A 26,841-nucleotide genomic window follows, 5' to 3' on the forward strand; every position below is an offset into this window, starting at 1 on the left:
ATGCTTTTCATATCGGAATGTCAAGTAGCCTTTTTAGACCAGAAACATTTAAAAGCCTACCGTATTTCTTTTCTGGATGGCTTCTTCGGTTCTCGGCACAAAGGACTCTAATCCATTTTTTACCGCTTCTTCCTGAATTGCTTCAATAAAAGGACGGAAATCTTTATTGTACGCCTGGAATGCCAGCGCCAGGTCATCCTTGTGTGTATACATAGCATCTGCTAATGCCGCAGCGCCATCTATTGCCAGGGATCCTCCCATACCGGCAGCAGGAGAAGCACAATAGGCAGCGTCGCCTACCAGGACTACTTTACCCTTTGTCCAGGAAGGCATTTTTACCTGACACAGTTTGTCAAAATAGAAAGTCCCGGACTGCCGCACTTCTTCCAGGAGTTCAGCGCTTCTCCAGCGTTCACCTGCAAACTGTGTGGAAATAATCGCTCTTTGTTGTGCTTCATCGCGATAATCATAAGGGATATCTATATCCGAACGGAAACAGAAAATGATATCAGTCTTATTGTTATAGGCATTCAACATAATGCCCTTATCCGGTACATTATAAAACTGTGCACTGTTTTCTTTTATCAGTAGTTTGTTGACAATCGTAATAGAAAAGTATTGTCCGAGAAAATGAATGTAGTCAGATTCAGGTCCAAACCAGATTCTTCTCACGGCTGAATGTATACCGTCACAACCAAAGAGCAGGTCAAATGAATCCTGGGAGCCATCCTTAAATACAACATGGATTTCGTCCGCGGTTTCATCAATAGTGGTAATGCTGTTGCTGAAAATAAATGCAACATCGTTTTTTATAGAGTTGAAGAGGATATCCAGCAATACATCCCGTTCAATCTCTAAATCATCATCGGGAAGGGCTTCACCTGCTTGTCTCAATAACATAGATCCTACTGTTACATCTTCCGCATCCTTGAATTCACATAACTCCAGGTGAAGCCTGTTAGCTTTTATCTGTTCAAGAATACCCATGCGCTGAGCGATATCTATGGTGTTGCCGCGTATATTAACAGGTGTGCCACCTCTCTTGAGATCAGGTGAGATTTCTACGACGGTAATGTCATAGCCCATTTTGTTCATCCAGTAAGCGGTTGAAAGTCCGGCGAAACTTGCACCGGAAACAAGTACTTTTTTCTTTCTTAGTATGTCCATTGCTTATACCATTTAATTTACGCTGTAAAGGAACGAACGGCAGCCGGACTGGAAAATGGTAAAACGTAGTAAGTATTGGACTAATCGAGGTTTTTGTTCCGGAAAGCCAGCGGCGTCATACCGGTGACTTTGGTAAACAGGCGTGAAAAGTAGGGGTAATCATCATAGCCCAATATAGTAGCTATCTCTTTTACAGATCTGTCGGAATGATAAAGCAGTCGTTTGGCTTCTAAAATAACGCGTTGTTGTATGTGATAGGAAACAGAATAGCCAGTAGTATTCCTGACACATTCGTTCAGGTAGGGTGTAGATAAGTTTAATTGCTGGGCATATTCAGCGGGGCGTTTTACAGTAGTAAATGTGCGGTCTAATAGCTTCCGGAAGGATTGGGTGACGATTTCAAACCGGGAGAGTTTATCAGCCGGTTTGGATTGTTCCAGGTATTGTCCGATGATCAACCCAACCAGTGCATTACAACAGTCTTTTAATAAAGTATGGTATACCTTGTTATAATCCCGTTTGGATAATTGTATGAAGAGCGCGGCCGCTTCTGCAATGGTATCGAAAGTCTCTTTCTTTAATACCAAAGGTTTGACAGGTGTGATATCCTCCAGGAGCTGCAGGTATTCAGAATGTAGGTTTTCGTTATTGATCGCCAGACTGACAACCGTCACATTCTTAAATTCCATTGTACGGTGTACCTGGTCAGGATGCATGTACATGATGGATGAAGGCTTTATTTTGTAATGTTCAAAGTCAATGTCCATCGAAAGCGTTCCGCCTTCAACCAGGTAGAAGGAGTGACGATCATGCCGGTGGGCTTCCGCAATTCCCTCAATAGTATCAATATCTTCGACCTCGGCTAATTCCTCTAAAGAGCGTAAGTTTTTGATGAATATTTTTTCAATAGACATGCCTGAGTTATACGTGTCGTCGAAGTGATTGACAGGAATGGACTTGTTTGTTTTACGCATCTTTTTCTATTCTCTGTTACAAATGTAAACTTTTACAGGCAGCTGCTATTTTCATCTTCCTTCCCCAGGCATATTTATACCGGAATTGAAAATTATTCATCTTGATTGTCCGGATAATATTATCTTAGTGTCTAAGATATTTAGTTGATAAGATAATATATGGATAAAGATCAGATCAGGCAGGTAAGAAAGCTGAGCCAGTTATACGCATATACTTCTATCCAGATGCACGAGGCGGTTGCCCGGAAGGCCGGACTTTCAGGTACTGACCATAAATACCTCGGCTTCTTAATGGAAAAAGGGCAGATGACTGCAGGGGAGCTGTCAACACTCACTGGTTTGACTACCGGTGCAGTGACCGGATTGATAGACAGATTTGAGAAGAAAAAGCTGGTAAAAAGACGATTTGCCGAGGATGACAGACGGAAAGTCCTGATTGAACCTATTACCGAAAACATCATGGCCTTGCTGACGCCGCTCTATAAAAGCTTCCGCAGTCAGTCGGAAAAGCTCCTGGCCTCCTTTGCTGAGAACGAACGCAGTATCATTGAAAGTTATTTCTCACAGGCCATTGCCATCATGCAGGAAACAACAGATAAACTCAATAATAAATAACCATAAAAGCGTCGGATATGAGTGCTTACATACTTGGATTGCAGGATATTGATGCATCGGCATTTGCATTTGTAGGGGGCAAAGGCGCCAATCTGGGCGTTTTATCTCAGATAGAAGGAATTAATGTGCCCGGAGGTTTTTGTGTTACTACAACGGCTTATAAGGCGATTACAGCGAATAGTCCGGAACTCAGTTCCCTGCTGGATCAGCTGAATACCCTGAAAGCGGATGACAGGAAAGGGATCAGTGAAGTCTGTACCTCGATTCGTCGCCTTATCGAAAATATTACCATTCCGGACGATATCACCGCAGCGATCAGCGCATACCTCGACACGTTCGATGAACAACAGGCTTTCGCCGTACGTTCCAGTGCTACCGCGGAAGACCTGCCGACGGCATCCTTTGCTGGTCAGCAGGATACCTATCTGAATATTATCGGAAAAGAAGCCATTCTGCAACATATCAGCCGTTGCTGGGCCTCACTGTACACGGACAGGGCGGTTACTTACCGCCTGCAAAACGGATTTGATCATAAAAAGGTATATCTGTCTGTCGTCGTGCAGCAGATGATCTTTCCCGAAGTCGCCGGTATCATGTTTACCGCAGATCCGGTGACTGCCAACAGAAAAGTATTATCTATCGATGCCAGTTTCGGCTTAGGCGAAGCCCTGGTGTCCGGTATCGTCAATGCGGATAATTATAAGGTACGTGCCGGTAAAGTGATCAGCAGAAAAATCGCTGTAAAGAAACAAGCTGTTCTTTCACTGACAAAGGGTGGTACCGCCACACAGGAGATTCCTCCGGAACGGCAACATACGCCCTCGCTGACCAATAAACAGGTGCTCGCATTGAGTGAGCTTGGAAGAAAGATAGAAAGACATTTTGGTCAGCCGCAAGACATAGAATGGTGTCTGGCAAACGGTACGTTTTTTATCGTCCAGAGTCGTCCTATCACCACTTTATACCCGATCCCCGAAGCAGATGATACCGAAAACCGGGTATATGTTTCTGTCGGACATAACCAGATGATGACGGACGCCATGAAGCCATTGGGACTCTCTTTTTTCCTGTTGATGACGCCTGCCCTGATGCGGGTCGCCGGCGGGAGAATATTTATAGATATTACCCGGCAACTCTCGCAACCTGCCAGCAGGAAAGGGGTAATAGAAACGCTGGGAAAATCCCATCCCCTGATAAAAGATGCACTCCTGACCATTACAAAGCGGAATGATTTTATCAGGAAGATCCCGGATGACATGAATACACCTGCTAAAGTACATCCGCTGGCAGCAGCACAGACGCCTGTTGAAAACGATCCGGCAATTGTTACAGATCTGATCAATACTACACAGGCATCCATCGCAGCCTTAAAACAAAACATGCAGCACTTGTCTGTACCCGATAGCCTGGATTTCATATTGGAAGATATCCGGCAACAAAAAGCCGCCATGTTTAAAGTACAGAGCATGGCTGTGATTATGGCGGGCATCAATGCGACTGAATGGCTCAATGATAAAATGAATAAATGGCTGGGTGAAAAAGGCGCCGCCGATATCCTTTCTCAATCCGTCGCCAATAACATCACTTCTGAAATGGGCCTGGCACTGCTGCACGTCGCAGATGTTATTCGTCCTTACCCGGCCGTCGTTGCCTACCTGCAACAAACAAAAGCAGATAACTTCCTTGATGAATTACCTGCACTCGAAGGTGGTCAGGAATCCCGTAATGCCATTCTTGCTTTCCTCGATAAATACGGTATGCGATGTGTCGGAGAAATTGATATCACGAAAACCCGCTGGAGCGAAAAGCCTGCGATATTATTGCCTGCTATTCTCAGTAATATCAAGAACTTCGAAACGGGTGCCGGCTGGCGAAAATTTGAAGAAGGGCAACAGGACGCCCGCCAGAAAGAACAGGAATTATTAGCCCGTTTACTGCAATTGCCCAATGGTAAACGGAAGGCCCGTGACACCAAAGAAATGATCAGCCGTCTCCGGAATTTTATCGGCTATCGGGAATACCCTAAATATGGTATGGTCAATCGCTATTTCATCTATAAACAGGCATTACTGAAAGCTGCGGAGGTACTTACACAGGCTGATATTATCCGCGAAAAGGAGGATATCTTTTACCTCTCTTTTGAAGAACTACAGGAAGTCGTACGCAGCGCTAAGCTGGATAACGCAATGATCAGTCAACGGAAAGCTGCGTTTACCTTATATGAAAAGCTAACACCCCCTCGTGTCATTACATCTGACGGTGAAGTTATTACAGGTAGATATAAACATACATATCTTCCGGCTGATGCCATTGCAGGTATGGCGGTTTCTGCCGGTGTAATAGAAGGTCGTGCACGCGTAATCCTGAACATGGAGGAAGCGGATCTGGAAGAAGGAGATATACTGGTGACTGCCTTTACCGATCCCAGCTGGACGCCCTTATTTGTGTCTATAAAAGGACTGGTCACAGAAGTCGGAGGATTAATGACACATGGTGCTGTCATTGCCCGGGAATATGGTTTGCCTGCAGTGGTAGGTGCAGACAATGTCACTAAATTGATTAAGGATGGACAAAGAATCCGGGTCAATGGCACAGAAGGGTATATCGAGATATTATAAAACTAAGCTTTGATGCTGCTTTGAGTATAGTCATCCTTCGTTCGTCTTTCGTTAACAAAGGTTGGATGAGCGAAAGATGAGTATAGTCAGATAAGCAGATTATACCTTTCCCCCATCCCTGACTACATGGTAGTTGGGAGACATAATCTCTATTCCGGCGTTGTTAAAAACATCCTGAATGTTTTCAAGAAGATTGCTATATATCACTGCCTGTTTGTTCGCTTCTTTTGTATAAGCATTGATCTGATAAGAGATATAGAAGTCATCAAGACTGGTCTGCAACACAAATGGTTTGGGAGCTTCCTCTACGTGTACAGTCTTTAACGCCGCCGCAATCAGCAATTCATATGCCTGTTGCCAGGGTACGTCATACCCGATCGTAACAGTATAGTGTACAATAAGACCTTCACTTTTGGTGTGACTTGAATAATTGATCGTCGAACTGGACAATACCATCGAATTGGGCACCGTCACATCTTCATTTTTAATCGTTTTTATCCGTATTACCAACATAGACTTTTCTACAATATCTCCGACAACCTCACCAATCTTTACCCGGTCCCCAATGCGGAACGGACGCATATAAGTAATAACGAGACCTGCCACAATATTAGTAATAGCACTGGATGAACCGAGTGAAATGAGGATGCCAAGAAATACGGATACTCCCTGGAAAGCGGGTGAGCCGGAGCCGGGAAGGAAAGGAAATACCAGCACTAACATAAACGCGTAAAGCACAAACCGGAGGATGTTAAAAGTAGGTATTGCCCAGTCAGGATGAAATCCGCCAAGTTGAATATTCCCTCCTTTCACTTCATCGAAAAAGTATCTGATCCCTTTCAGCAGATACCTGAAAATGAAATAAATCACTATTACCTTGAAGAGATTGGGTAGATAGTCTATGATAGCTCTGGTTGCAGATTTTAATGGAGATAAGATCCATTTAAGGAGTGTGTCGGTCCAGGCTTCTGTTTCAGGAAATACACTGAACAAAAGGGGAAATGACAGGTAAACGATCAGGACAATAGACAGGATCTTTATGACCGTGTTTAATCTGAGCAATGCCTTTTCGAGATGGACAGCGGTTATGATTTTTATCTTTCTGAGACGGAGGTCATGCAGGTATTTTTCTTTGTTTTTTGATATGAATACAGCTATCCGGCGGAAGATTTTATTTACCAGTACGACAATGAGCGTCAGCAGGATAATGATCACTCCTACAAGGGCAATCCTTTTCAGCAGGTTAACAAGACTATGTGACGAGCGTTCCTTCGTAATAGTTTGTTTGATGATAGCCAGATACGTTTGGGCCAGATCTATATTGCTTTTGCCAAACCAAAGTCCGTCCAGATTACCTATGCTGATAATAACTTCATTGTTGTTGTAGATGATGTCATAATAACCTTCGTTTTCAACCATTACCAGTGAATCAGCTTCGAAGAAAGGGGCTTTATACAATCGCTCTATTTTACCTGATACCGCGCTGGCTCTGTCTCTTGCATTAAAAGACCCTGTGCGTGTAAAAATAAAAAACAAGGTATCCTGATTAAGAATAACAGGATAACCATTTGTGCTTTTTTTCAGGGCTTTGAGCTTTTCCAGTTGTGTGATATTGCGCAAAGAGTCATTTACTGCAATACGCCGTAGTTGTGCTTCAAGTTCTTCTGTACGCTTGACATTGCCGGCCACAACAGCTAGTTCTTTGGTTAACTGTTGTTTGACTAATGAATCTATTCGCTTTTGCTGTTCTTCCTTCACCAGCAACGCTTCATTAATTGTGGTACTGTCAACGCCTGCAGGAGGGAGGGATTCCTGCGCAAAACAATGATGACCGACAACTGCAAACAACAGCGCAAATAGTAACATTTTAAGATGAACCATAGATAACTTTATTAGCCATTAAGTATCAATATATTAAAGATAGCGTATTCCATTTTATCAGCTGGCAGGAAAGAGGTTGGCATAAAAAAAGCTGCCTGGTGTCTTTTGGCACCAGGCAGCTTTTTTTATGTTCTTACAATATGTTTACTTAATCAATATCACATGTCCTTTCCTTAAAAACTCTCCGTCACAAGGGTTAGACGCCTGTACAAACCAGTAATAACTACCCGCTTCCTGCATGGCTCCTTTGTACATACCGTTCCAGCCTTTTGAGGCATCAGTAGTGGTAAATACCAGTTCTCCCCAGCGATTGTACACAGAGAAGACTTTGATTTTATTCTCTCCTGAACTTCTCAGACGGAATATATCGTTTACGCCATCTCCGTTAGGTGTAAAACCTGTCGGTGCGTAAATCTCGGCACTACCCGTTTTAAGGAATTCTACCCTGATTGAATCGTCTGTATAACAACCTGTTGCATTGTAGACTCTTACCGCGTAGGTGGTGCTTGCTCCCGGACGTGCAACCGGGTTCGCTACTGCCGGATTATTCAGTCCCGTTACCGGAGACCACTCATAACGGGTACCGCCTGTAGCGATCAGTTGTGCGGCGCCCACGGAACAGTTGATATCATTGGATTTAGAGACAGTCACATCCGGTACCGGATCAATATTGATCCTTACCGTCATTTGTTCTGTTCTGTGACAAACCGTATCCGAGATCAGCAGACTATATTCAATCGACTCAGTAGGCATACCTATCGGATTGCTGATATTATCAGCGCTTAGATAAGTGCTCGGCGTCCATCTGTAAGTATCTCCGCCTGTCGCCAGGAAGTTGATCTGAGAAAGTTCACAGTAGGAGGTATCGCTCGGATTTACTGTGAATGCAGCCGCAGAACGGTAGTCCAGCTGGATCGTATCTGTTACTATGTTATTACAGTTGTCCGTTGCTCTTACATAGTACTCGCCTGATTGTGCATTCACCGTGTAAGTACGGGAAGTGCTGCCGTCCTGCCAGCTATAAGTACGGAATCCTGCACCGGCATCCAGTGTAATCACACGACCGTCACAAATGGTACTGTCAGCACCCAGTTCCAGCAGAGGTGTTTGATTGATCGTAACGTTCACTGTCCGTGTTTGTGTTCTGTGACAAACCGTATCAGAGATCACTACATTGTAAGTGATCGCCTGTGTCGGTGTCGCTACCGGATTGCTGATATTGTCAGCGCTCAGGTATGTATTCGGCGTCCATGCATAAGTATCTCCGCCTGCAGCCCGGTAGTTGATCTGTCCGGGAAGGCAGATAGCGGTATCCGCCGGCGTTACCGTAAACAGTGTAGCCGGACGGTAGTTCATGCGAATCGTATCTGATGATGCATTGTTACAATTGTCAATGACGTCTACATAATACGTACCGGAAGCATTTATTGTGAGTGTCTGTGAAGTGCTGCCATCCTGCCATCTGTAGCTACGGAATCCTGCACCGGCATCCAGCGTTATATTGCCGGCATCACAGATGGTGCTGTCGGCTCCCAGTTCCAGCGTAGGTACCTGCGCTACGTTGACATTGATGCTAAATGATTGAGATCTGTTACAAACAGTATCAGAAATCACCAGGTTATAAGTGATGGACTGTGTTGGCGTCGCTATCGGATTGCTGACATTGTCAGCGCTCAGGTAAGTATTCGGCGTCCATGTATAGACATCTCCACCTGCAGCCTGGAAATTCACCGGCGCAGACGCACAGACTGTGGTATCAGTCGGCGTTACGGCAAACTGTGTAGCAGTCCGGTAGCTCAGGTGAATGGTATCTGATATGATATGATTACAGTTGTCAGTAACGTCTACATAGTATTCCCCTGCAGCAGTTGCGGTGAGTGTGCTGGACGTACTGCCATCCTGCCATCTGTAAGTCTGGAAACCTGCACCGGCATCCAGCGTTACAGCAGCGCCGTTACAGATAATCGTGTCAGCACCCAGTTCCAGGGTAGGCGGCGTTTCGATATGAATCGTAGCAGTCAACTGCTGGTTTCTCATACAAACGGTATCAGAGATCATTACATTGTACACGATCGATGCCGTTGGCGTACCTACCGGATTGCTGATACTGGCATTATTTAAATAGGTAGCCGGCGTCCATACGTAGGTATCTCCCCCTGTAGCCAGGAAGTTGATCGGTGATGGAGAACAAAGGGTAGTATCAGTCGGATACACGGAGAAGTCCGCCAGGGAACGGTAGTTCACACGGATCGTATCTGAAAATACATTATTACAATAGTCTGTGGTTGTTACGTAATATCTGCCTGTCATTCCATTCACAATATACGTCTGTGCGGTGCTGCCATCCTGCCATCTGTAGGTACGGAATCCGGCACCGGCATCCAGCGTCACCGCCAGACCGTTACAGACAATGCTGTCTCTTCCCAGTTCCAGAACAGGCGCCGGCAGTACACGTACCAGCAACGTGTCCCGCTGTACCTCACAGGCAAGCTGGTTTTCTACGATAAGCTGCTGCGCACCGGCAGTACCGAATACGACCCTGATCGTTGAGTCATTCACGATTCTGGAAGTAGCGCCTGCAGGCAATGTCCAGCTGGCAGTGCCGATACCACATGCACCTGTACGGGCAATGTATGTGACAGAATCCGTCAGACTACACACCGTATCTCTTCCTTGTATACTGATATCTCCGCAGACAGCCGCCGTTTTACACAGAGAATCTACGTTAAACGTAAAATTGGTGCTGGCCGCTGTGAATTGTGTATTCAGGAAATTATAGTCAGTGATGGAGTTAAAGGCATAACCTGGCACTTTGGTATAGCTGACAGGGGTAGTCGTTCTCGACACATCTTCATTCGGACAGTTGTCAAACATACCAGCGGCCGTCAGCTTCATCACAAGTACGTGATTGTCTTCGCTTCCCACTGTCCAGATGCTTCCGTCAGTAGCTTCAATGGTATACCCTGTCCACATTTGCTGTGTAGAGGTAAAACGTTTGGTATATACGAGGTTGTGGTTCTGATCAAATTTGAACAGGTAGCCGGTGTTGCCCGTCCGCGGACTACTAGCCAGGATGTATCCGTTATCCGCAGTTTGTACAAACCCTGAATACCAGCCATTATTATAAGGTGTACTGATGTCCAGTTTAAATGCCTGTTTGGGCAACATGTTGTCATCAAAGATGATAAAACCATCCTGCTTCTGGGTATAATCGGCGCCATCGATAATATGCACACCCACACGGTATTCTCCTACAGGAGAATGTTCAATTTTTGTACTGAAAGAGCTTCTGTTATCAATACTGTAAGCGTCAGTAGTGTATAATGTACCATCGGCCAGCGACATTTTAAGGTATATGTCGACGTGTTCATAAGGATGGCGCCCCATACCGGTCACGATCAGGGTATCGCCTTTCTGGATGGCAGAATAAGCTGTTTCGTCTGAATCCAAGGCAAGCCTTTTCGTCCAGAGGATGTTACCTGCATCATCAAGTTTTACGATCATCCAGTCGGATGCATAGCTGGAAGCATATTCAAGTCCGGTTAAAATGTAGCCATTGTCAGTGGTACTGAGAATGTCAAGACCAAGGCTGGTGTCGCCGCTGATGGAAAATTTGGAAGACCATAGCAGGTTACCGTCAACGTCTATTTTCATAGCCATCGCTTCACCGCCGGAATTGCCATAAGAGAAAGTCTGCGCAGCTAAAATGATCGAACCATCCAGCGCCAGACTCATTCTTCTGAATTGCTCACGTGCAGCACCGCCGTAGGTCTTACTCCATACGATCTGGCCACTACGGGTGATCCTGGTCAGAAACAGGTCGGTGTTACCAGCGCCGAAACTGGTGGTTTCTCCACCAATGATCATGTCTCCGCCAGCAATTTCAATAATACTCTGAGCTGATTCCGAACCATTTCCCCTCAGAATAAATCTGAATGTACTACTCGTACATTGCGAATAGACGTTACCTGCTATCAGTAACGACAGAATAAAGAAAACAAACTTCATAGATAAAGGTCTAAGGGATAATCACACGTTAGGTTATATTGTACTCCTTTCAGGGAGCAAAGTAAAGACATTTAACGGACATTTTTAATGCGTGGAGGAAATAAACAGAAATAAGTGTAAATGCATAAGGGTTTGAGTGTCAGTAAAGTATGGCTGAGGGGTGGTTTGAGTATTTCGGAGAAATAAAAATGTGCTTAGCTTTCCTGTCTGAATACCACGATCAGCACATAAAAAAACCGGCTGCTAGGTGCAGCCGGCCGGTTATTTACAGTGATGAAAATGTTTCGTATGTCCTTGCAGATTAGCGCTTTACCAATGCCACGATCTTTTTACTAACGGTTACGACACCTACTGTCAATAAACCGGCAAGTAGTCCGATGCCGGCCTCTTTAATAAAGGATGGCCACGTCGGCAGCAGGTGATGTAAAAAGTCGATGTTATGAACGAAAATGCCCCCTGAAACAAGGATTAAAGCAATTGTTCCGACAACGGCCAGCATTCTGATAATCAATGGAAGTGCTTTTACCAGCAAACCTCCTAATACAGAGAGTGCCCCTTTATTGCCGGAGTGTTTGATCAGTTTAAATCCTGCATCGTCCATTCTGACAATGAGGGCAACGATACCGTATACACCGATCGTCGCCAGTATGGCAACAATGGAAACGGTCAGGATCTGTGTAACCAGTTCTGCTTCCAGTACAGATCCCAGGGCAATAATGACGATCTCTACAGAAAGGATGAAGTCAGTTACAATCGCAGATTTGATCTTCGCTTTTTCTGCCTCACTGGCACTGAGCTGCACAGCTTCCGCTGCTTCATGACCTGCTGCTTCGTGATGGAAAAAATACTCTATAATCTTTTCTACGCCCTCATATGCCAGGTAAAATCCGCCGAGTACCAATGCAACCTTGATGGCGATAGGAAAAAATGCATTCAGCAATAAAGCGATCGGAACGATGATGAGCTTGTTCAGTAAAGAACCTTTGGTGATGGCCCACAATACAGGTAATTCCCTGGAAGCCAGAAAACCGGTTGCTTTTTCCGCGTTTACGGCCAGATCATCTCCTAAGATCCCTGCTGTTTTTCTGGTTGCTACTTTAGCCGCCACAGACACGTCGTCCATTAAGCTGGCTATATCATCTAAAATTGCAAAAATACCCGATGCCATAATTTAGTTCCCGTTGATTGGATGGCAAAAGTAGCAATATATTACTTTTGCTTCAAATCCCATTATACCTATGAACGCAGGGCTTGTATTATTTGCCACTGGGCAAGACCAGCGCTTGGGGCTGGTGGGGGGTTGCGCGGTACAGGTATTACACTACCGGTTTTTATTGTTGAAGAAGAGGATCATAACAGCCAGCAGACAACTAACCGTACCAAACAGGTAAATGGCTTCGTAGTCATACCACCCGGCGATAATACCGGCAATAGGACCGGCCAGTCCCAGCGAGAGATCAAAGAACGCAGAATAAGCGCTCAATGCAGTGCCTCTCATTTGTGGCGATACTTTCCTGATAGCCAGTACACCTAAGGATGGGAACATAAGGGAGAAACCTATTCCCGTCAGACTACAACCCACAATAGCCATAGTGGCAGAAGACGCTGTACCTATCAATAGCTGACCAAATGCTTCTATACACAATGATACCAGCGCCACCTTGTATCCACCGTATTTATCAGGAAAAGAAGAGAAAAATACGCGCGTCAGTATATAGAAACCACCAAATGTTATAAAAGCCAGAGAAGAATTCCCCCAGTTCTTTTCTGTAAATAACAGGGAAATAAAAGAGGATATACAGGCAAATCCAATAGACGCAAATGCGAGTCCGAGACCTTGTCCGGTAACCAGTCCGATGACCTTGTAGAACGGTGGTCTTAAATGTGCCGCATCTACCGGCAGCGCGTTCAGCCTGATCGTAGCCAGCCAGCTGATAGCGGACAATAATATAATCAGTCCGAACACATAACTGATGCCAACAGCTCCCTTCATCCATATCGCTACCGGTGCACCGACAGCAATGCCTGCATACATGGCGATACCATTCCAGGTCATGACCTTGCCTGATTTCGAAGTACCCACCAGACCAATACCCCAGGTGAGGGCGCCGGTTATCGACAGACTTTCTGAGATGCCGTGTATGATCCTCGCCAGGAAGACCAGTCCTAAGGCCATGCTCACCTGCTGACTACATACTGCTGCCAGTACATAGATCACACCCGCCGCCATAATAAGTAATACGCCATGTTGGTTACTTTTTTTAGCGCCTTTGGTATCTGTGATCCTGCCCGCATACGCCCTTGTCAGTAAGGTAGCCAGTGATTGCAGGCCGATGGCTATGCCGACAATCAGACTGCCTGCATGGAGATCGTTTTTGACAAACCCTGGTATGGAGCCCAGTGTCATACCGATAGTAAGATATATGGCAAAAACGGAAATAATGATCGGGATAATGATCTGTGCAAATGTCTTTTCAGCAGCGGTACGAGCCGACGAAAACGTGTCCGGAGGGGTGTTGCTTTGCGTGTTGTTGATAGTTTGTATCGTATTCATTCAGATAAATTTAACGATGCAAAACTAGGATAGCCACTGGCAGGGCAGGTTAGCCGATCAATGGTTATAATAGGACAAATAATGGTTTTTATCCCCTGAATTCGGTCGGCGTCATACCGGTATTTTTTCTGAAAAAGCGGGAAAAATAAGCGTGGTCTTCATAGCCCAGGTCAAAGGCTATTTCTTTCACATCTAGCGGGGTATAGTATAATAAGCGTTTAGCTTCGAGTAGTATTTCCTGGTTGATCCAGTAACTTGCTGGAAAGCCGGTGATCTCCTTCACCACTTCATTGAGATAAAGGGGCGTGATATTGAGCAGGGAGGCATATGCTTTCACCTGTTTTAAGGTTTTACATTGTGCAATCACCAGTTGCTTGTAACGGATCACTGTATTGTATTTCTGTCCGCCGACGAGGGCGGGGGAGTGCTGTGATTGCACAATACCGGATGCGATCAGTCCTGCTAAAGTATCTACGGCTGAATCGATCAGCGTCGCCCTTAATGGTAATGCCGGTTGCGCAAGTATTTCTTCTAACAGCGCCGCTACGCGGAATGCGGCATCCTCTTTCTTTACAGCAACGGATTGACGAGTATTCACATACGTCTCAAAGATCTCCCGGTATTGATTGGGAATGCGTTCAGCATTGACAAATACCATCCATCCCTCGCAATTGGCGTAGCTGATGTATTTGTGTACCTGCCCCGGTGTTACGAAACATAAAGTCGGGCCTTTCAGGGGCATTTCGGTGAAATCAAGTTCCCAGATGAAACGTCCCTGCTGCTGAAGAATAAACATATAATGATCATCCCGGTGAGCGATCTGCGCATAATCCTGCAGTTGGCCTATCGGACTGATATCGACGCCTTTGTTCTTCAGTTCCTCTGTATGTATTATGATTGCGGGCTTTTTCATCAAGGTGTATTGCTGGTCCTGCCGCGGTAAAAGTACAAAGAATGTCTAAGTTCTTTGCAGATAGTCGTAGAAACAAAAACAGGGATCATCTCCGACTGGAATGATCCCTGTTATAATGAGGTATCGCATGATGCCTGGATGTCTGCGTTGGTTTACAGCTGGTGTTCCTGCAGGAGTTTCTCCAGGGTTTCCTTGGTATTGGTATTCGGCTCTATTGTGCTGAGTCGTTTTACTTTCGCCAATATGGCGGCTGACCATAAAGCCGGCGTCCATTTCTGCAGCGTCCTGATGGCCATATTCCTGTTTCTGGTTACCGGACTATCAAGTGCTGCCAGGATAATCGTTTCCCCCTTTTGAGGATGATTTTCCAGGAATGTTACCACATATTCCAGGCTTTGATATTTGTCGAAGCCTTCGCCGAAGCCCATTGAATCTTTAGGGCCGGTTGCATATGCCTGCAGCGGCAGATGTGCTAATGCAAAATCAATCACGGTGTCTGTCATAGCTGCCGGCGCCTGATGGGTCACGTCATACCAGTGGGAACTGCTCAGCGGATGCTGTTGCAGTCTTTTCCAGGAGGTATCCCAGATATCAATGCCCAGTGAAGCGGCGGCCATTTTACCATGCCAGTAAATACCGTCGTTGTCACTTGTCAGTGCTTCGATCGCCAGCTGTTTCCAGTTGTCGTTGTGCAGGATCTTTAACAGATCGATCAGACAGTTGGAAATGATATCTTCCGTCCATCCGTTTTTGGCGTGTTCGCCAATGTCTTCTGTTAATCTGGTCAGGAATTGTTTTAACTTTTCCAGATCTACAAAGTCAGTGATATCACTGGCATGTTCGGCAGCGTGCCGGATATAGTGTTCTACGGTAGCCGGAGCATCCGTATACATAGAAATGTCTTCTGCCGGACCGCCATAGATCATGGCGCCAATAATTTCACTTGATGCCTTGAAAAGAGCATCATCGATGTTTGATGCGGCTAGTTTTTCCTGCAACTGACCATAGGTCGCGCAGGTATACGCCAGATACTCAATCATAATACTGTTTTTATAGCCTTCAAGAATAAGCCAGTCTTTGATCTCTTCGGATAATTCCAGGGTGGCCAGTCTGCTTACCAGTTGAATTTTACCCCAGCCGTCTACCTTCTTTGCCAGGTCCCACAGCTCCCCGACAGGCGTCGTTGAACTGTTAAACAGTGCAATGGCTGCATACAAGGTAAATTCATCATGAAGCGCCAGGATTTTAATGGCTGACAACATGGACGTGTCCCTGCATAAACCGCCGATGGAAATACCCATTTTTACAGCATTCCGGTGCCCGGATCTGGTGATCAGGTCTTTTACAAAAGGCGCGAGGTATGGATCCAATGGTAATGCTGCTTCTGCGGCTGCTTCCAGGAGATCGTCCACCACATCGGTAATGCCTTCATTTGCCGTAATAAGTTGATAGAATGCCTGTTCGCTGGTTTTATCTCCCCTGATGGCGATGGCTTCCAGGTGTGTCATCAGTGTGTCCACCAATGCCTGTGATTCCACAGACTGATTTCCGCCAACCATGGCATCCAGCAAACCTGGTGCAAATTGAATCTCATCGGGTGCTTTCTCCCGGTCAGGTAAATCGTAGGCAGCCTTGTCAAGTCGTCCATCCGGTGTGAGGTGATTGGAAATGAAGTCGAACAGGGACTTGTCTGTCCGCCATTCAGTTGGGTTATTGTTTGTTCCGGATATACGCTGTAAAAATTTCCTGATCATCGCAATGGCTTTAATGATAGCAATATTAGAGCGGCGGTGCGCACTTTTTTTGCGCAGTGGAGTTTTTTTTATGAATTGATAGTATAGGGAGTGACTATCAATGGGTTAAAAAGCATAAAGACAAAAGACCCGGATAAGGGTGCCGGGCCTTTCGCCTGATTGAATACGTTTATTATAAAGCGGTTACTTTAATATCGTCTACTGTAGCCATACAGTCAAAAGACCGGACGCCTATCGTACCTGCCGCAAATTCACTATCTGTTACCGTAATAACAGGTGTGCTGCCCTGCTCAAAGTAAACCATGATCTGATCGCCCTCGGCGTTTATCCTGATCGTGTAGGCTTTGTCCTTTTCCAGCTGCTGCGGATACTCCATCAGTAAAGTCCATTTCCTGCCGGAGGATTTACCCAGTTGTATCTTGCCATTTTCAGCGTCAATACCGACATAGTAGCCATTATAGGCATCAGCGCCCAGGTTTTGTGAAGAAACCCGGAAAATGATGCCCGCATTGCCAGCAGAACCTATTTTGACAGACGCTTCACAACGCAGGTCACCGAAATAGGTATTGGAAGGAATACATTTCACGCCGTGTATGCCGTAACCCCAGGAACCTTTATTGGAAGCCGCGTGGATAGCGCCGTCCTTAATGAACCATTGTCCGTAGTTAATCCAGGTATTTAATGTCGCATTGGTAAAATCTTCCTGGAAGCTGCCCGCAGGCGCCACAGGCGTACCGACCACCGGGAAATTACTGATACGGATGTTCTCCGAACCATAAGGGACCAGTGTGATTTCTTCCTGTGCAGCTGTTGAACTTACCGGACTATTCGGCACTTCTTCCGCGTGCATTTCATTGTCAGATACTCTCCAGGAGGACAGCCTTTGTGCCTTCAGTTTCAGACGGACAGGCGTCGTCGCCTGTACAAAAGGGTTTTCCGGCATGGCCTGCTGTTCTACGTTTACTGATTGTGCTGCCTGATTACGGTCGACCGCCAGTGCATAGTTCCAGGGAGAAGTAGGTTTAACTTCATAGTCAAAGAAGCCTTTTACCGGATGCTCCTTTCGAACAGAGTAGGCGGCATCTATTTTCAGGGCATATACCAGCGGACCGCGTTCCACAGTTACCGACTGATTGACCTGATCGCTGAAATGTACTTCCATCGGGAAATGCAGCGACACTACATCGCCTTTTTCCCAGCCACGGCGCAGCGTAAGCATATCACCGGCGGCAACTCCGTTTTGTTTTACACCATTAATGCTCACTTCCGGAGACTTACACCAGGCAGGTATCCTGAGTGTCAACGGAAACGCCGCCGTTTTCTTCGGATCTACATGGATCCGGATAGTTTCTTCGAATGGATAATTGGTTTCAACATTGAGTTTGACCCCCACACCTTCTCCGACAAACGTATTCACTTCTACCGGCGCATAGGCAATTACAGCCAGACCTTTGTCGCTCGTCAGCGCCCAGCTGTTTTTAACGAAATAAGGCCAGCCCATGTGCATATTATAACGGCAACAACCCATACCGGAGTAAGGACTCAGCAGGATGCCACCATCATAATCTTCATCAAAACCGCTGTTGCCATGTTTGCAAAACAGCTGATTGGGCTGGGTATAGTATAAATGAGATTTGATATCCCGGCTGAATTGTGCCGGTAATGTATTGAAAGCGATCTTTTCCAGCTGATCGCCCAGATGTGCATCATGTACGATCCTGCTGGCAGTTTCCAGACTTTGCATCCATTCTACCACTGTACAGGTTTCTACTCCCTGGAAGGAGCTTTTACCTGAAAGGAATTCCGTGCCGGAGGCAATAATACCTGCCAGTCCGTGATCCCGCAGCAGATGTGCCATGCCTTTCTGCGTAGCCTGCCGGTACACGTCGTCATGGTTGAGTTGTGCGTACAGTACAGGGAATTTTAATGCCTGTCCGACACTCACACTATGTTTTGTATGGAAATCACCGCCGAAGTGATAGAAGGCGTTATTCGTGTAGATATCCGCCCATGGGTAAGCTTGTTGATCCAGTTTCTTCGCCAGTTCCAGCAGGAATTTATCGCCGGTTTTATTATACAGCCAGAAGACGATTTCGATATTATCGCCGGTCCTGGATTTACTCCATTCGTACAGAGGTACGGAATCAAGGTTGGCCAGTTCATATTTAAAATACCGGGTAAAGAAGGGGATGACCTTGTTATCACCAGTGGCTTCATAGTAGCTCTGCAAAGCATACATCATCGGCATACGTGGCCACCAGTCTTTCATTTTCGCGGGACCGAAAGAGCCGTCCGGGTGCTGGTGATCCAATGTCCATTTGATCCATTTGAGAGAACGTGCCTTTAATGCCGGGTCGTCTAATGTATAAGCGAGTGCGGTCAGTCCCTTTACATAATAGGGGACACGTTCCCAACCGGAACCCGTGCCACCCAGCCAGTCAGAAGCGGGTCCGAGATTGTCCGCCTCCGGGTATAATTCTTCCGCATGACCAGTTGCACCATCACGCTGTAACTCCAGTTGTTTCAGCAGCCATCCTTTCGCCTTGATACTTCCCAGTGGCAGCTGTACATAGCTATCAGCAGACAAGGGCGACCTGTTATAGATATTGGTTTGGGTTTTAGGCTGCTGCGCCGAAGCAAACAGGGGAGTCCCCAACAGCAGACCTGACAATAAGATGTTTCTCAGCATGGATCTATTTACGTTGATATGATTCAACCCCCAATATAATAGAACTCAGCGGTAAACAAAATACTCCCTGCGGAAAAAGTCTGGCCGGCGGACTGCCTTGTTGCCTTTATGCAGGTAATCCATGGTATGCCAGCAGGTATTGCAGCGTAAGTTCCCGGAACATCTGCACATCCGCCGGATTTACCGGTATATCGATCTCTTTGGCCTGGTCATCCCAGTAACGCAGCTTGATATAGCTGTCGAGCAAAGGATCTTTTTCATAGTCGGCTGCTTCTTCAGCCGTCATCGGTCCGCCCTGGTATTCCAGTGTCTTTTTGGAAGCCTCGGAAAGCAGGTCGTAATAGGCTGCATTGCTGTAGGTCAGATAGCGTTTGGCGTCTACATGACTTGCGACCAGTATACCCATCTTTTCAGGGAAACCGTTTTCTGCAAGGTATTGTTTGCCCAACTGATCATGTGCCATTTTCCCGTATACCCCCATGCTTTCCCCGTGTTCCAGGAAATGCCCGATATCATGATAAAAAGCAGCCAGTATCATTTCATTATCGTAACCTTCCTGTTGCGCCAGTTTACCCGCCTGCACCATGTGCATTAATTGTGTAACGCCTTCTCCGTATTCCTCCTGACCGTACTTATTATACAGATTGAAGATGGCCTCTATACGCGCTTCAATCTCCTGCCTGTTCAGTTGCATAAGTCTATGTTTTGAATGGTTATTGCCTGTTTAAGAAAAGTTTGTCCGCCGGGATCAATTGTTTGTATAGTCCTGGCCCTTTGTAAAATGCATCCAGCCAGAAACCGCCTTCTCCATTGTAAAATTCTACCCGTATCGGATGCCTGCCTGCGCTTAAAAGGATACTGCCGGAGCGCTCTGTTACACCATGATTACCATCGTTATTAACGACTTCTTTTTCATCTACAAAAAGTTTACTACCATCATCGGAGCTGTTGTAGAACGTATATTCTCCGCTGGTATCTATCTGCAGATAACCTGTAAAGACAATGCCGAATACGCCGTTTTGTCGATCGGGCATTGACAATAGTTGTTCGCGGTTTAACGCAAATTCATATGCCTGCCATTCCTTCACAGGTGTGAGGTCTTTAAATAATGGCAGGTATTTCCATCCCTGTCCGGTATAAAGTTGCACGCGCAGTCCATTACCCTGCGTACTATCCACCAGTCTGTAATAAGCGACTGCCGGACTGCTTTCATTGTCTTTTTTGTCAAACGAAGCAGCTCTCACTACAGTAGACTTTTTCAGCGTAAAAGCTTGTGTATAGCGTGGAGAAGTGTGATCCGGCTGACTACCATCCAGGGTATACCTGGTCACTGCATCCTGCGCGGTGGTGCTGATACTTACCTGTGCAGTGGTATTGATATATAAACCGCCGGCCTGCTGGTAGAGGTACTTTTTGGGTTCGATCACAGGCGCGGAGAGCAGTGATTTGCCCAACCATAGATTAGATGGTGCAGCAAAGCCTTCAAAAGCGCTCCTGAGTGGTCTGCCGATCCATACATAGGGCGGGACTGTCTTCAGTGCAAAAGCAATCGTCGCTGCAAGATCATATGTAGCTACCTGTTCAGGTATCAGATATCCTTTTCTGATCCCTTTACCATACAGGATCATAGCAATTTCTGTTTCTTCCGGCGTAGCGCCGCCGTGTCCATATCCAACGCCGCCGTGATCTGCAGTTACGATGACCAGCGTTTGCTGTGCGATACCTGCTTTTTTGATGCCTGTCAATACTTCTCCGATCAGGGAATCAGCCTTGGATACGGCCTGATAATAGGCTGTTGATCCATGTCCGTGTTCATGGCCAGCGCCATCAACATGGTCGAGGTGCAGGAAGGCGAATAAGGGTTTCTTTTGCAGATAAGCCGTGAATGCCTGTGTGGTGGAATCTTCTGTAGAGAAAGTCTTATCATAGGATACTGCGTGCTTTTCAAAGAGACGGCCAAACCCGCCCCAGTGATATACCGCGCCTATCTCTGCTTGCGGATAGTTGTTACGTAAAACGCCAAAGATAGTCGGAAAGATACCCTCCTCATTGCGTACAATTGCAGGCAGTGAATGCGCGTCACGTTCCCAGTCATTGTCTGTGATACCATGTTGTTCAACACCTGCGCCCATGATCATGGAGGCCCAGTTGGAACTGCTGGAAGAAGGCAGGACGGTACGTACATTCCATTTCACACTGCCTTCCGTAATCATCTTATGCAATACGGGCGTAGCTGCCTGCCGGATGCCATCCGGACTGAGGCCATCCACGCCGATTACTACGACATGCTGAATTCCTTCGGGATAAAGGGTATTGTCTTTTTTTTGTGCAATAGCGGAAAGACTGCCTGCTGCCAGGAGCAGTGTCATCGTATACTTCAAACTATTCATATGCGGAGGTACTGCTGAATGTTGTTTATGCCACCAATATTGGCATGTCCATATTTTTTACTTTCTTTTTGTGTACAAAGAATGCAAGCGAACAAATACCTGCAACACTACCTGCGATAGCGACACAGATAAGGCTTTGCTGAAAGAAATGACTCCAGCTCACACCAGCGCTGTTGCCAAATTCCTTATAAAGAAGCACCGTCACACTGCCCAGATATCCCGCTGCATCTGCGATGTACATCACAAAACCCACATTACCCTTTGCCTGAAAGGCAGCGATCATTCTTTCAAAGAAAATCGCATTGTAGGGAATGTAAGCCATATATAATCCCAGACCCGCAAGACTCATCCAGGTGATACCATCTATCCGGTGCATATGGAACAAAAGCAGTGAGATGCCCGTGAGCATACACCCGCCGATGATCATGAGGTGGATGACCTTAAAGGCTTTGAAATTATGTCTGATCAGGATCAGCAAACTGAGTGCAATCAATACCAGTAACGATATCAGGGAATCAGTCAGCGTATATATATGCACATCCTTTACACCGAGGTCGTGCCAGATCTCCACTTCGAAATTATCCCGCAGATCCCTGGTAACGGTGAGTACGATGTAAATGATCAGTGTAATGCAATGCCAGGAGCAAAGTTGTGAAGGAAGCTTTTACGATCTGCCGCAGTCATAGGTTTTCTTACCGATCGCAATTGCTGATCGAGCGCGGAAGGCGGTGGTAAACAATCCAGTATAGCAGTGAAGAACACCAGTGGAGCTGCAAATAACAAGCCTGTCAGAAAAGGCATCCAGTATTCACTGACATGAAACTGATCCAGTAAGGTACGACCAACTGTTTTGACGAAACCGGAGGCAAATATGAGACTAACCGACATTACAGCCGCCATGAACTCCGTTGCGCGTCTGCCTTCCAGGTAGCCAAATACCAATCCCCAGATCATGCCTAAGGGAAAGCCATTGGCAAAGAGGAACAGTACATTCCAGGGCGCCGGTACAAGCGCAAAAAACAGCAAAGCCAGCCAGGCGATTCCTACCAGGAAAAGCACGGCAAGACCTCGTTTACTCCCTTCGATAGCCGCGATAAAACGGATACCATAAAACTTACTACAGGTATACCCGATCACCTGGAAAATGACCAGCCATACTTTATAATCTACGCCAAGATATTCCACGCCTTCAAATGTGGCAGCAGAAAAGGCTTTCCGGAATGCATACATGCTGGTATATGCGCCGAATGCAGCAAGGGCTGTAATAACAGCCACGACGCTATAGGGCCACTTCTCAAGACCGGACCGTATAAACTGTTTCATGTCAGCAGATTGTAATTGCCATTGTCATGAGGCGGTAGTCATAATTGTTGGCTTCATGGATCAATGCAGATAGATGATCAATGCTTTATCTATAATAGCAATACTAAACAAAGTTTAATTGAGTTAAACAAAACAGGTGTTAACTTAAGATTAAGCTATTGGGGAAGGATACTCGCTATTTCGAAAGAATGAGTCGATTTAAAGATTTATCTTATCTGTGAAATCACATTTTTTTATGAAAACCTATTTTATGCCCTCACACTTTTTCGTGCCCTGCCTCAAAGGGAGCACGATCCAAAGAAAAAATACCATTGTAAGACACCTGTTTACGTTGTTATTTAGCGTTATCCTTTGTTCCACGCAGGTTTACAGTCAGGTCATCAATCCCCGTACACTTCCACAGGAATGGGGCGAATACGGTATAGGAGATCCCTATATCCTTAAATTCAGAGGTAAGTTCTATCTGTATTGCAGCACCCGCGACGACCAGAGCGGGGTTAAATGCTGGAGCAGCTGGGACCTGGCCAACTGGACCTACGAAGGTCTTTGTGTAGACAATACAGTTACCATCACCAAAGGCGCCTATGCACCCGAAGTGATCTACTGGAACGGTACCTTCTACATGTATACATCTCCGGCAGGTAATGGACATTATATTTTGTCTAGCGGCAGTCCGACGGGACCTTTCACCGTGCAGACCGGCAACATAGGCCATACCATTGACGGCTCTGTATTCATTGACGACAACGCACAGATGTACTTCACCTATGCCGGGGGCTCGGGCATACAGGCGGCTGCCATGAGTGGTCCTTTAGCGATCACCGGTGCAGGCAGTACCTTGAGTGGTACCTCGCTGAACGGCTGGACAGAAGGCTCCACGCTTTTTAAGCGCAATGGTATTTATTACATGACCTATACGGGTAATCACGTCTTCAGCAGGGGCTACCGGGTGCATTATGCAACAGCTACCACGCCATTAGGAGCCTATACAGCAGGGACGAACAATCCTATTGTCCTGAATACGGAAGGGAGCTTCTTCGGACTGGGACACAGCGGTTCCGTGATTGGTCCGGATCTGGATACCTGGTTTATTGCCTATCACAACCTATTAGGTCAAAGTAGTATCGTCGGTCCTAACAGGAAGCTGAATATCGATCCGATGGGCTTTAACGGCGACAAACTGCTGGTATATGGTCCTACTTACTGGACCCAACCATCGCCGGCATTACCGACCTTTTATGACCGTTTTGACCGTACTGCCATTGGCAGTAACTGGACAAACATTAACGGCGGTAACTGGGGAATATTCAACCAGGAGCTGATGTGGCAGGATAACAAGACGACGACGCAATGGTATCGCCAAGTTACGACCGCTACCTCAGCAGCCGATTACACGGCTGAATTCAATATGAAGGAAATGAGCAGGGGAGGGAATGGCGCACGCTTTGGCGCCGTGTTTTCTTATGTAGATGAAAATACGTTTGGTTCCGCACTGCTAAGCAGTTTTAATAACACACTGGAAACAGATGTCAAAGTGAATGGCGTCTCTGTCGGCGTAAGCGCTATTCCGCTGCCAGCTGGCTGGGACTATCAGAAATGGCATGTCATACGCGTCGAAAAACAGGGCACTACCTTCCGCATTTACCTGGATGGTATGCTGAAATCAACCCGTACGGCTAATATTACTGCCGGCGGTAAGATTGGGGTAGCCACGTATAACGATCATGCCGACTTCGGATTTACCGCTTTCAGCAACCGGGTGAATGGCAGCGGCGTATTCGGTTTTTATAAACCGGTACCCGGCACTATCCCGGCGGTACATTATAACGAAGGAGGAGAAGGAGTGGGTTATCACGACCTGACGATCGAAAATACCGGTGGCAAATACCGGACAGACAGGGTAGATATCCGCGACTGTGAAGAAGGCGGAGAGAATATCGGCTGGAACCAGACTGGTGAATGGTACCACTACAATGTAAATGTGCAGGCGGCAGGGCCTTATCACCTGGAACTCCGGTATGCCACTACTTACACCGCTTGTAAAGTCCGTGTATCCTGTGATGGCGCAGATGTTTCCGGCATTGTGGCGATCCCCGCAACAGGCGATTGGTCAGCCTGGCGTACAGCCGTATTGAAGAACCTGAATTTGCCGGCAGGTAATCATACCATCCGCCTGGAGACGGTAGAAGGGGAATTTGATTTCTCCTCATTGAAGTTTGAATCAGGAACGACAACGGCGCCCAATGGTTCGGATAACTTCAATTCCGGTAGCTTCTCAGGACTGTGGAATTATGATAACGGCAATTACTCCATTGCTTCCGGCAGGGCGGCTATTGATGGATTTGGCAAACGCCTGATGGGAAATGCAGGATGGACGGATTATACGGTAGAAGCGGATGTGCAATGTCCTTCTGGCGGTAATGGCGGATTGATATTCAGGGTGAGAAACCCGGCAGCCGCAGAATTCGGTACTTCCAATGCCCTTAGTTCTGATTACTTTCAGGGCTATTACGCAGGCATAGACGCCGGTGGCATTGTGTTGGGAAAACAGAACTATAACTGGACTTCCCTGGCTTCCAAAACACAGGCATTGAGTCCGGGACAAACCTATAAACTCAGGGCCGTATTAAACGGAGCTAACATAAAGATCTATCTCAATGATATGTCTACGCCGGCAATCGATTATACCGATCCTTCTCCACTGATCAGTGGTAAGGCAGGTATCCGTACACACGCGGCGAATATGGCTTTCGATAACTTCCAGATATCGCAGGAATTAAGCGCCCTGATATTCAGGTGTCGCGTGGATATACCATAAAACAACAGCGGCACTAAGCATGATCTTAGTGCCGCTGGTTTTAATCTTGCCGATGCAATTGCATATGCAGGATCGGAAAAGGTTTCCCGCTTGAGTCGAGTGCCGACCGGCCAATGATCTCAAAGCCACAATGCAGATAAAAACCAACTGCCTGTTCATTCTGCTCATTTACGTCTACTTTGTCTGCATGTAGCATTTTGATCGAATAATCCAGTAATTGTTTACCTACACCTTTACCCCGGTACTCCGGATCAATAAATAACATTTCTATATTATGCTCCGCAACGCCAACAAAACCTGCAATACCGGCAGCATTTCTCGCACAACGTAGTTCCACGGCATCCAGGTAGGTATTTAAAATAAGTGGTTTGTAGTATTGAATATCTTCTTCCTGTAGAAAATGATGTGTTGCGCGTACAGACTTCTCCCAGACAGTGATAATTTCCATATAGTCAGCTTTGCTGACAGGTGCTATTGTAAATTCCATTTGTTAGTATTAATTAGAGATCCATTCTTTTTTAAGCACAGCATAGACCAGATCATCTACCCATCGGCCTTTGAAGAAGAGACTTTCTTTAAAATGTGCTTCTTTTCTGAGCCCAAGCCGTTCCACCAGCCGTATGGAATGATAATTTTCCGGGTCGATAGAGGCAGTTGCCCGGTGTTTGTGCAGATCATTGAACATATGGGTGATCACAGCCCTGAGTGCTTCAACCGCATATCCCTGTTGATGATATTGTTTATGGATCGTGATGCCAAATTCGAATTGTTCACTGCCTATAAAGTGAATACCAATATCACCGATAATGAGGTCTTTCGTCTTTTCTACTATCACCAGCTGGAACCAGGTATCCGGGGTGTTAAACACCGTTGGTTGTTTGTCAATAAAGCGTTCTACGTCTTCTAAAGAGGCAGGTATCCAGCCCTGGAACTGGTTGGTTTCCGCATCCGATCTGTATGCGAAGAGCTGATCTTTATCACCGGCCTGGATCGGTCTTATTGCCAGTCTTTCCGTTGCTACATGCATGTTAGTACTTTATATAGTGTCCTGATTATTTAATGTGATTCATTTTCTATTGATACACTGCAAATTTGATATCTTTATTACGTACAAAGATCATCCTGCAGGAAACAGTG

The 26,841-nt window shown here is 46.2% G+C and carries 16 protein-coding genes and 1 pseudogene; 3 read left to right on the plus strand and 14 right to left on the minus strand.

Features of this window, described 5'->3' with window-relative positions; genetic code table 11:
• Nucleotides 1-48 precede the first annotated feature (48 nt).
• Nucleotides 49-1,167, minus strand: coding sequence for an FAD-dependent monooxygenase (locus CPIN_RS14750; RefSeq protein WP_012790611.1), 1,119 nt, complete (start codon nt 1,165-1,167; stop codon nt 49-51).
• 80 nt (nt 1,168-1,247) lie between these two features.
• Complete coding sequence (locus tag CPIN_RS14755; RefSeq protein ID WP_012790612.1) at nt 1,248-2,141, minus strand: AraC family transcriptional regulator; 894 nt, start codon at nt 2,139-2,141, stop codon at nt 1,248-1,250.
• A gap of 159 nt (nt 2,142-2,300) precedes the next feature.
• Here CPIN_RS14755 and CPIN_RS14760 point away from each other — a divergent pair, with 159 nt between their 5' ends.
• Both CPIN_RS14760 and ppsA read left to right on the plus strand, forming a co-directional pair.
• A complete protein-coding gene (locus CPIN_RS14760; RefSeq protein ID WP_012790613.1) occupies nt 2,301-2,756 on the plus strand; it encodes a MarR family winged helix-turn-helix transcriptional regulator in 456 nt (151 codons plus the stop codon).
• A gap of 17 nt (nt 2,757-2,773) precedes the next feature.
• Nucleotides 2,774-5,374, plus strand: a complete 2,601-nt coding sequence (gene ppsA, locus CPIN_RS14765; protein ID WP_012790614.1) for a phosphoenolpyruvate synthase — start codon at nt 2,774-2,776, stop codon at nt 5,372-5,374.
• A gap of 99 nt (nt 5,375-5,473) precedes the next feature.
• On the opposite strand, the gene CPIN_RS14770 is transcribed toward ppsA, so the two are convergent.
• The 10 genes and pseudogenes from CPIN_RS14770 to CPIN_RS39610 form a co-directional block, all read right to left on the minus strand.
• Nucleotides 5,474-7,255: a mechanosensitive ion channel family protein gene (locus CPIN_RS14770; protein ID WP_012790615.1), complete on the minus strand. Its 1,782-nt coding sequence runs from the start codon at nt 7,253-7,255 to the stop codon at nt 5,474-5,476.
• Nucleotides 7,256-7,399: 144 nt separating this feature from the next.
• Nucleotides 7,400-11,263, minus strand: a complete 3,864-nt coding sequence (locus CPIN_RS14775; protein WP_012790616.1) for a T9SS C-terminal target domain-containing protein — start codon at nt 11,261-11,263, stop codon at nt 7,400-7,402.
• A 301-nt stretch (nt 11,264-11,564) separates the two neighbouring features.
• Nucleotides 11,565-12,431 (minus strand): DUF808 family protein, encoded by an 867-nt coding sequence (locus CPIN_RS14780; protein WP_012790617.1) that lies wholly within the window; start codon nt 12,429-12,431, stop codon nt 11,565-11,567.
• A 153-nt stretch (nt 12,432-12,584) separates the two neighbouring features.
• The gene (locus CPIN_RS14785; RefSeq protein ID WP_012790618.1) at nt 12,585-13,817 is read right to left on the minus strand and encodes an MFS transporter; all 1,233 of its coding nucleotides are present in this window, start codon (nt 13,815-13,817) and stop codon (nt 12,585-12,587) included.
• A gap of 88 nt (nt 13,818-13,905) precedes the next feature.
• Entirely contained in the window at nt 13,906-14,730 is an 825-nt protein-coding gene (locus CPIN_RS36680) for an AraC family transcriptional regulator (RefSeq protein ID WP_012790619.1), read from the minus strand.
• A 152-nt stretch (nt 14,731-14,882) separates the two neighbouring features.
• Nucleotides 14,883-16,484 carry a hypothetical protein gene (locus CPIN_RS14795; RefSeq protein WP_012790620.1) on the minus strand — a complete coding sequence of 534 codons (1,602 nt, stop codon included), beginning with the start codon at nt 16,482-16,484 and terminating at the stop codon, nt 14,883-14,885.
• A 172-nt stretch (nt 16,485-16,656) separates the two neighbouring features.
• Nucleotides 16,657-19,173: a beta-L-arabinofuranosidase domain-containing protein gene (locus tag CPIN_RS14800; RefSeq protein WP_012790621.1), complete on the minus strand. Its 2,517-nt coding sequence runs from the start codon at nt 19,171-19,173 to the stop codon at nt 16,657-16,659.
• Nucleotides 19,174-19,279: 106 nt separating this feature from the next.
• Entirely contained in the window at nt 19,280-19,867 is a 588-nt protein-coding gene (locus CPIN_RS14805; RefSeq protein ID WP_012790622.1) for an HD domain-containing protein, read from the minus strand.
• A 19-nt stretch (nt 19,868-19,886) separates the two neighbouring features.
• Nucleotides 19,887-21,563 (minus strand): alkaline phosphatase family protein, encoded by a 1,677-nt coding sequence (locus CPIN_RS14810; RefSeq protein ID WP_012790623.1) that lies wholly within the window; start codon nt 21,561-21,563, stop codon nt 19,887-19,889.
• Between the two features lie 25 nt (nt 21,564-21,588).
• Nucleotides 21,589-22,886, minus strand: a pseudogene (locus CPIN_RS39610) (DUF5690 family protein).
• 250 nt (nt 22,887-23,136) lie between these two features.
• On the opposite strand from CPIN_RS39610, the gene CPIN_RS14820 reads away from it, so the two are divergent.
• A complete protein-coding gene (locus tag CPIN_RS14820) occupies nt 23,137-25,704 on the plus strand; it encodes a family 43 glycosylhydrolase (RefSeq protein WP_012790624.1) in 2,568 nt (855 codons plus the stop codon).
• A gap of 40 nt (nt 25,705-25,744) precedes the next feature.
• Here the strand turns inward: CPIN_RS14820 and CPIN_RS14825 are convergent, their stop codons facing one another.
• Entirely contained in the window at nt 25,745-26,191 is a 447-nt protein-coding gene (locus tag CPIN_RS14825; RefSeq protein WP_012790625.1) for a GNAT family N-acetyltransferase, read from the minus strand.
• Between the two features lie 9 nt (nt 26,192-26,200).
• Nucleotides 26,201-26,731: a GNAT family N-acetyltransferase gene (locus tag CPIN_RS14830; protein WP_012790626.1), complete on the minus strand. Its 531-nt coding sequence runs from the start codon at nt 26,729-26,731 to the stop codon at nt 26,201-26,203.
• Nucleotides 26,732-26,841 lie beyond the last annotated feature (110 nt).

It is taken from the genome of Chitinophaga pinensis DSM 2588, from assembly GCF_000024005.1.
Lineage (GTDB): Bacteria > Bacteroidota > Bacteroidia > Chitinophagales > Chitinophagaceae > Chitinophaga > Chitinophaga pinensis.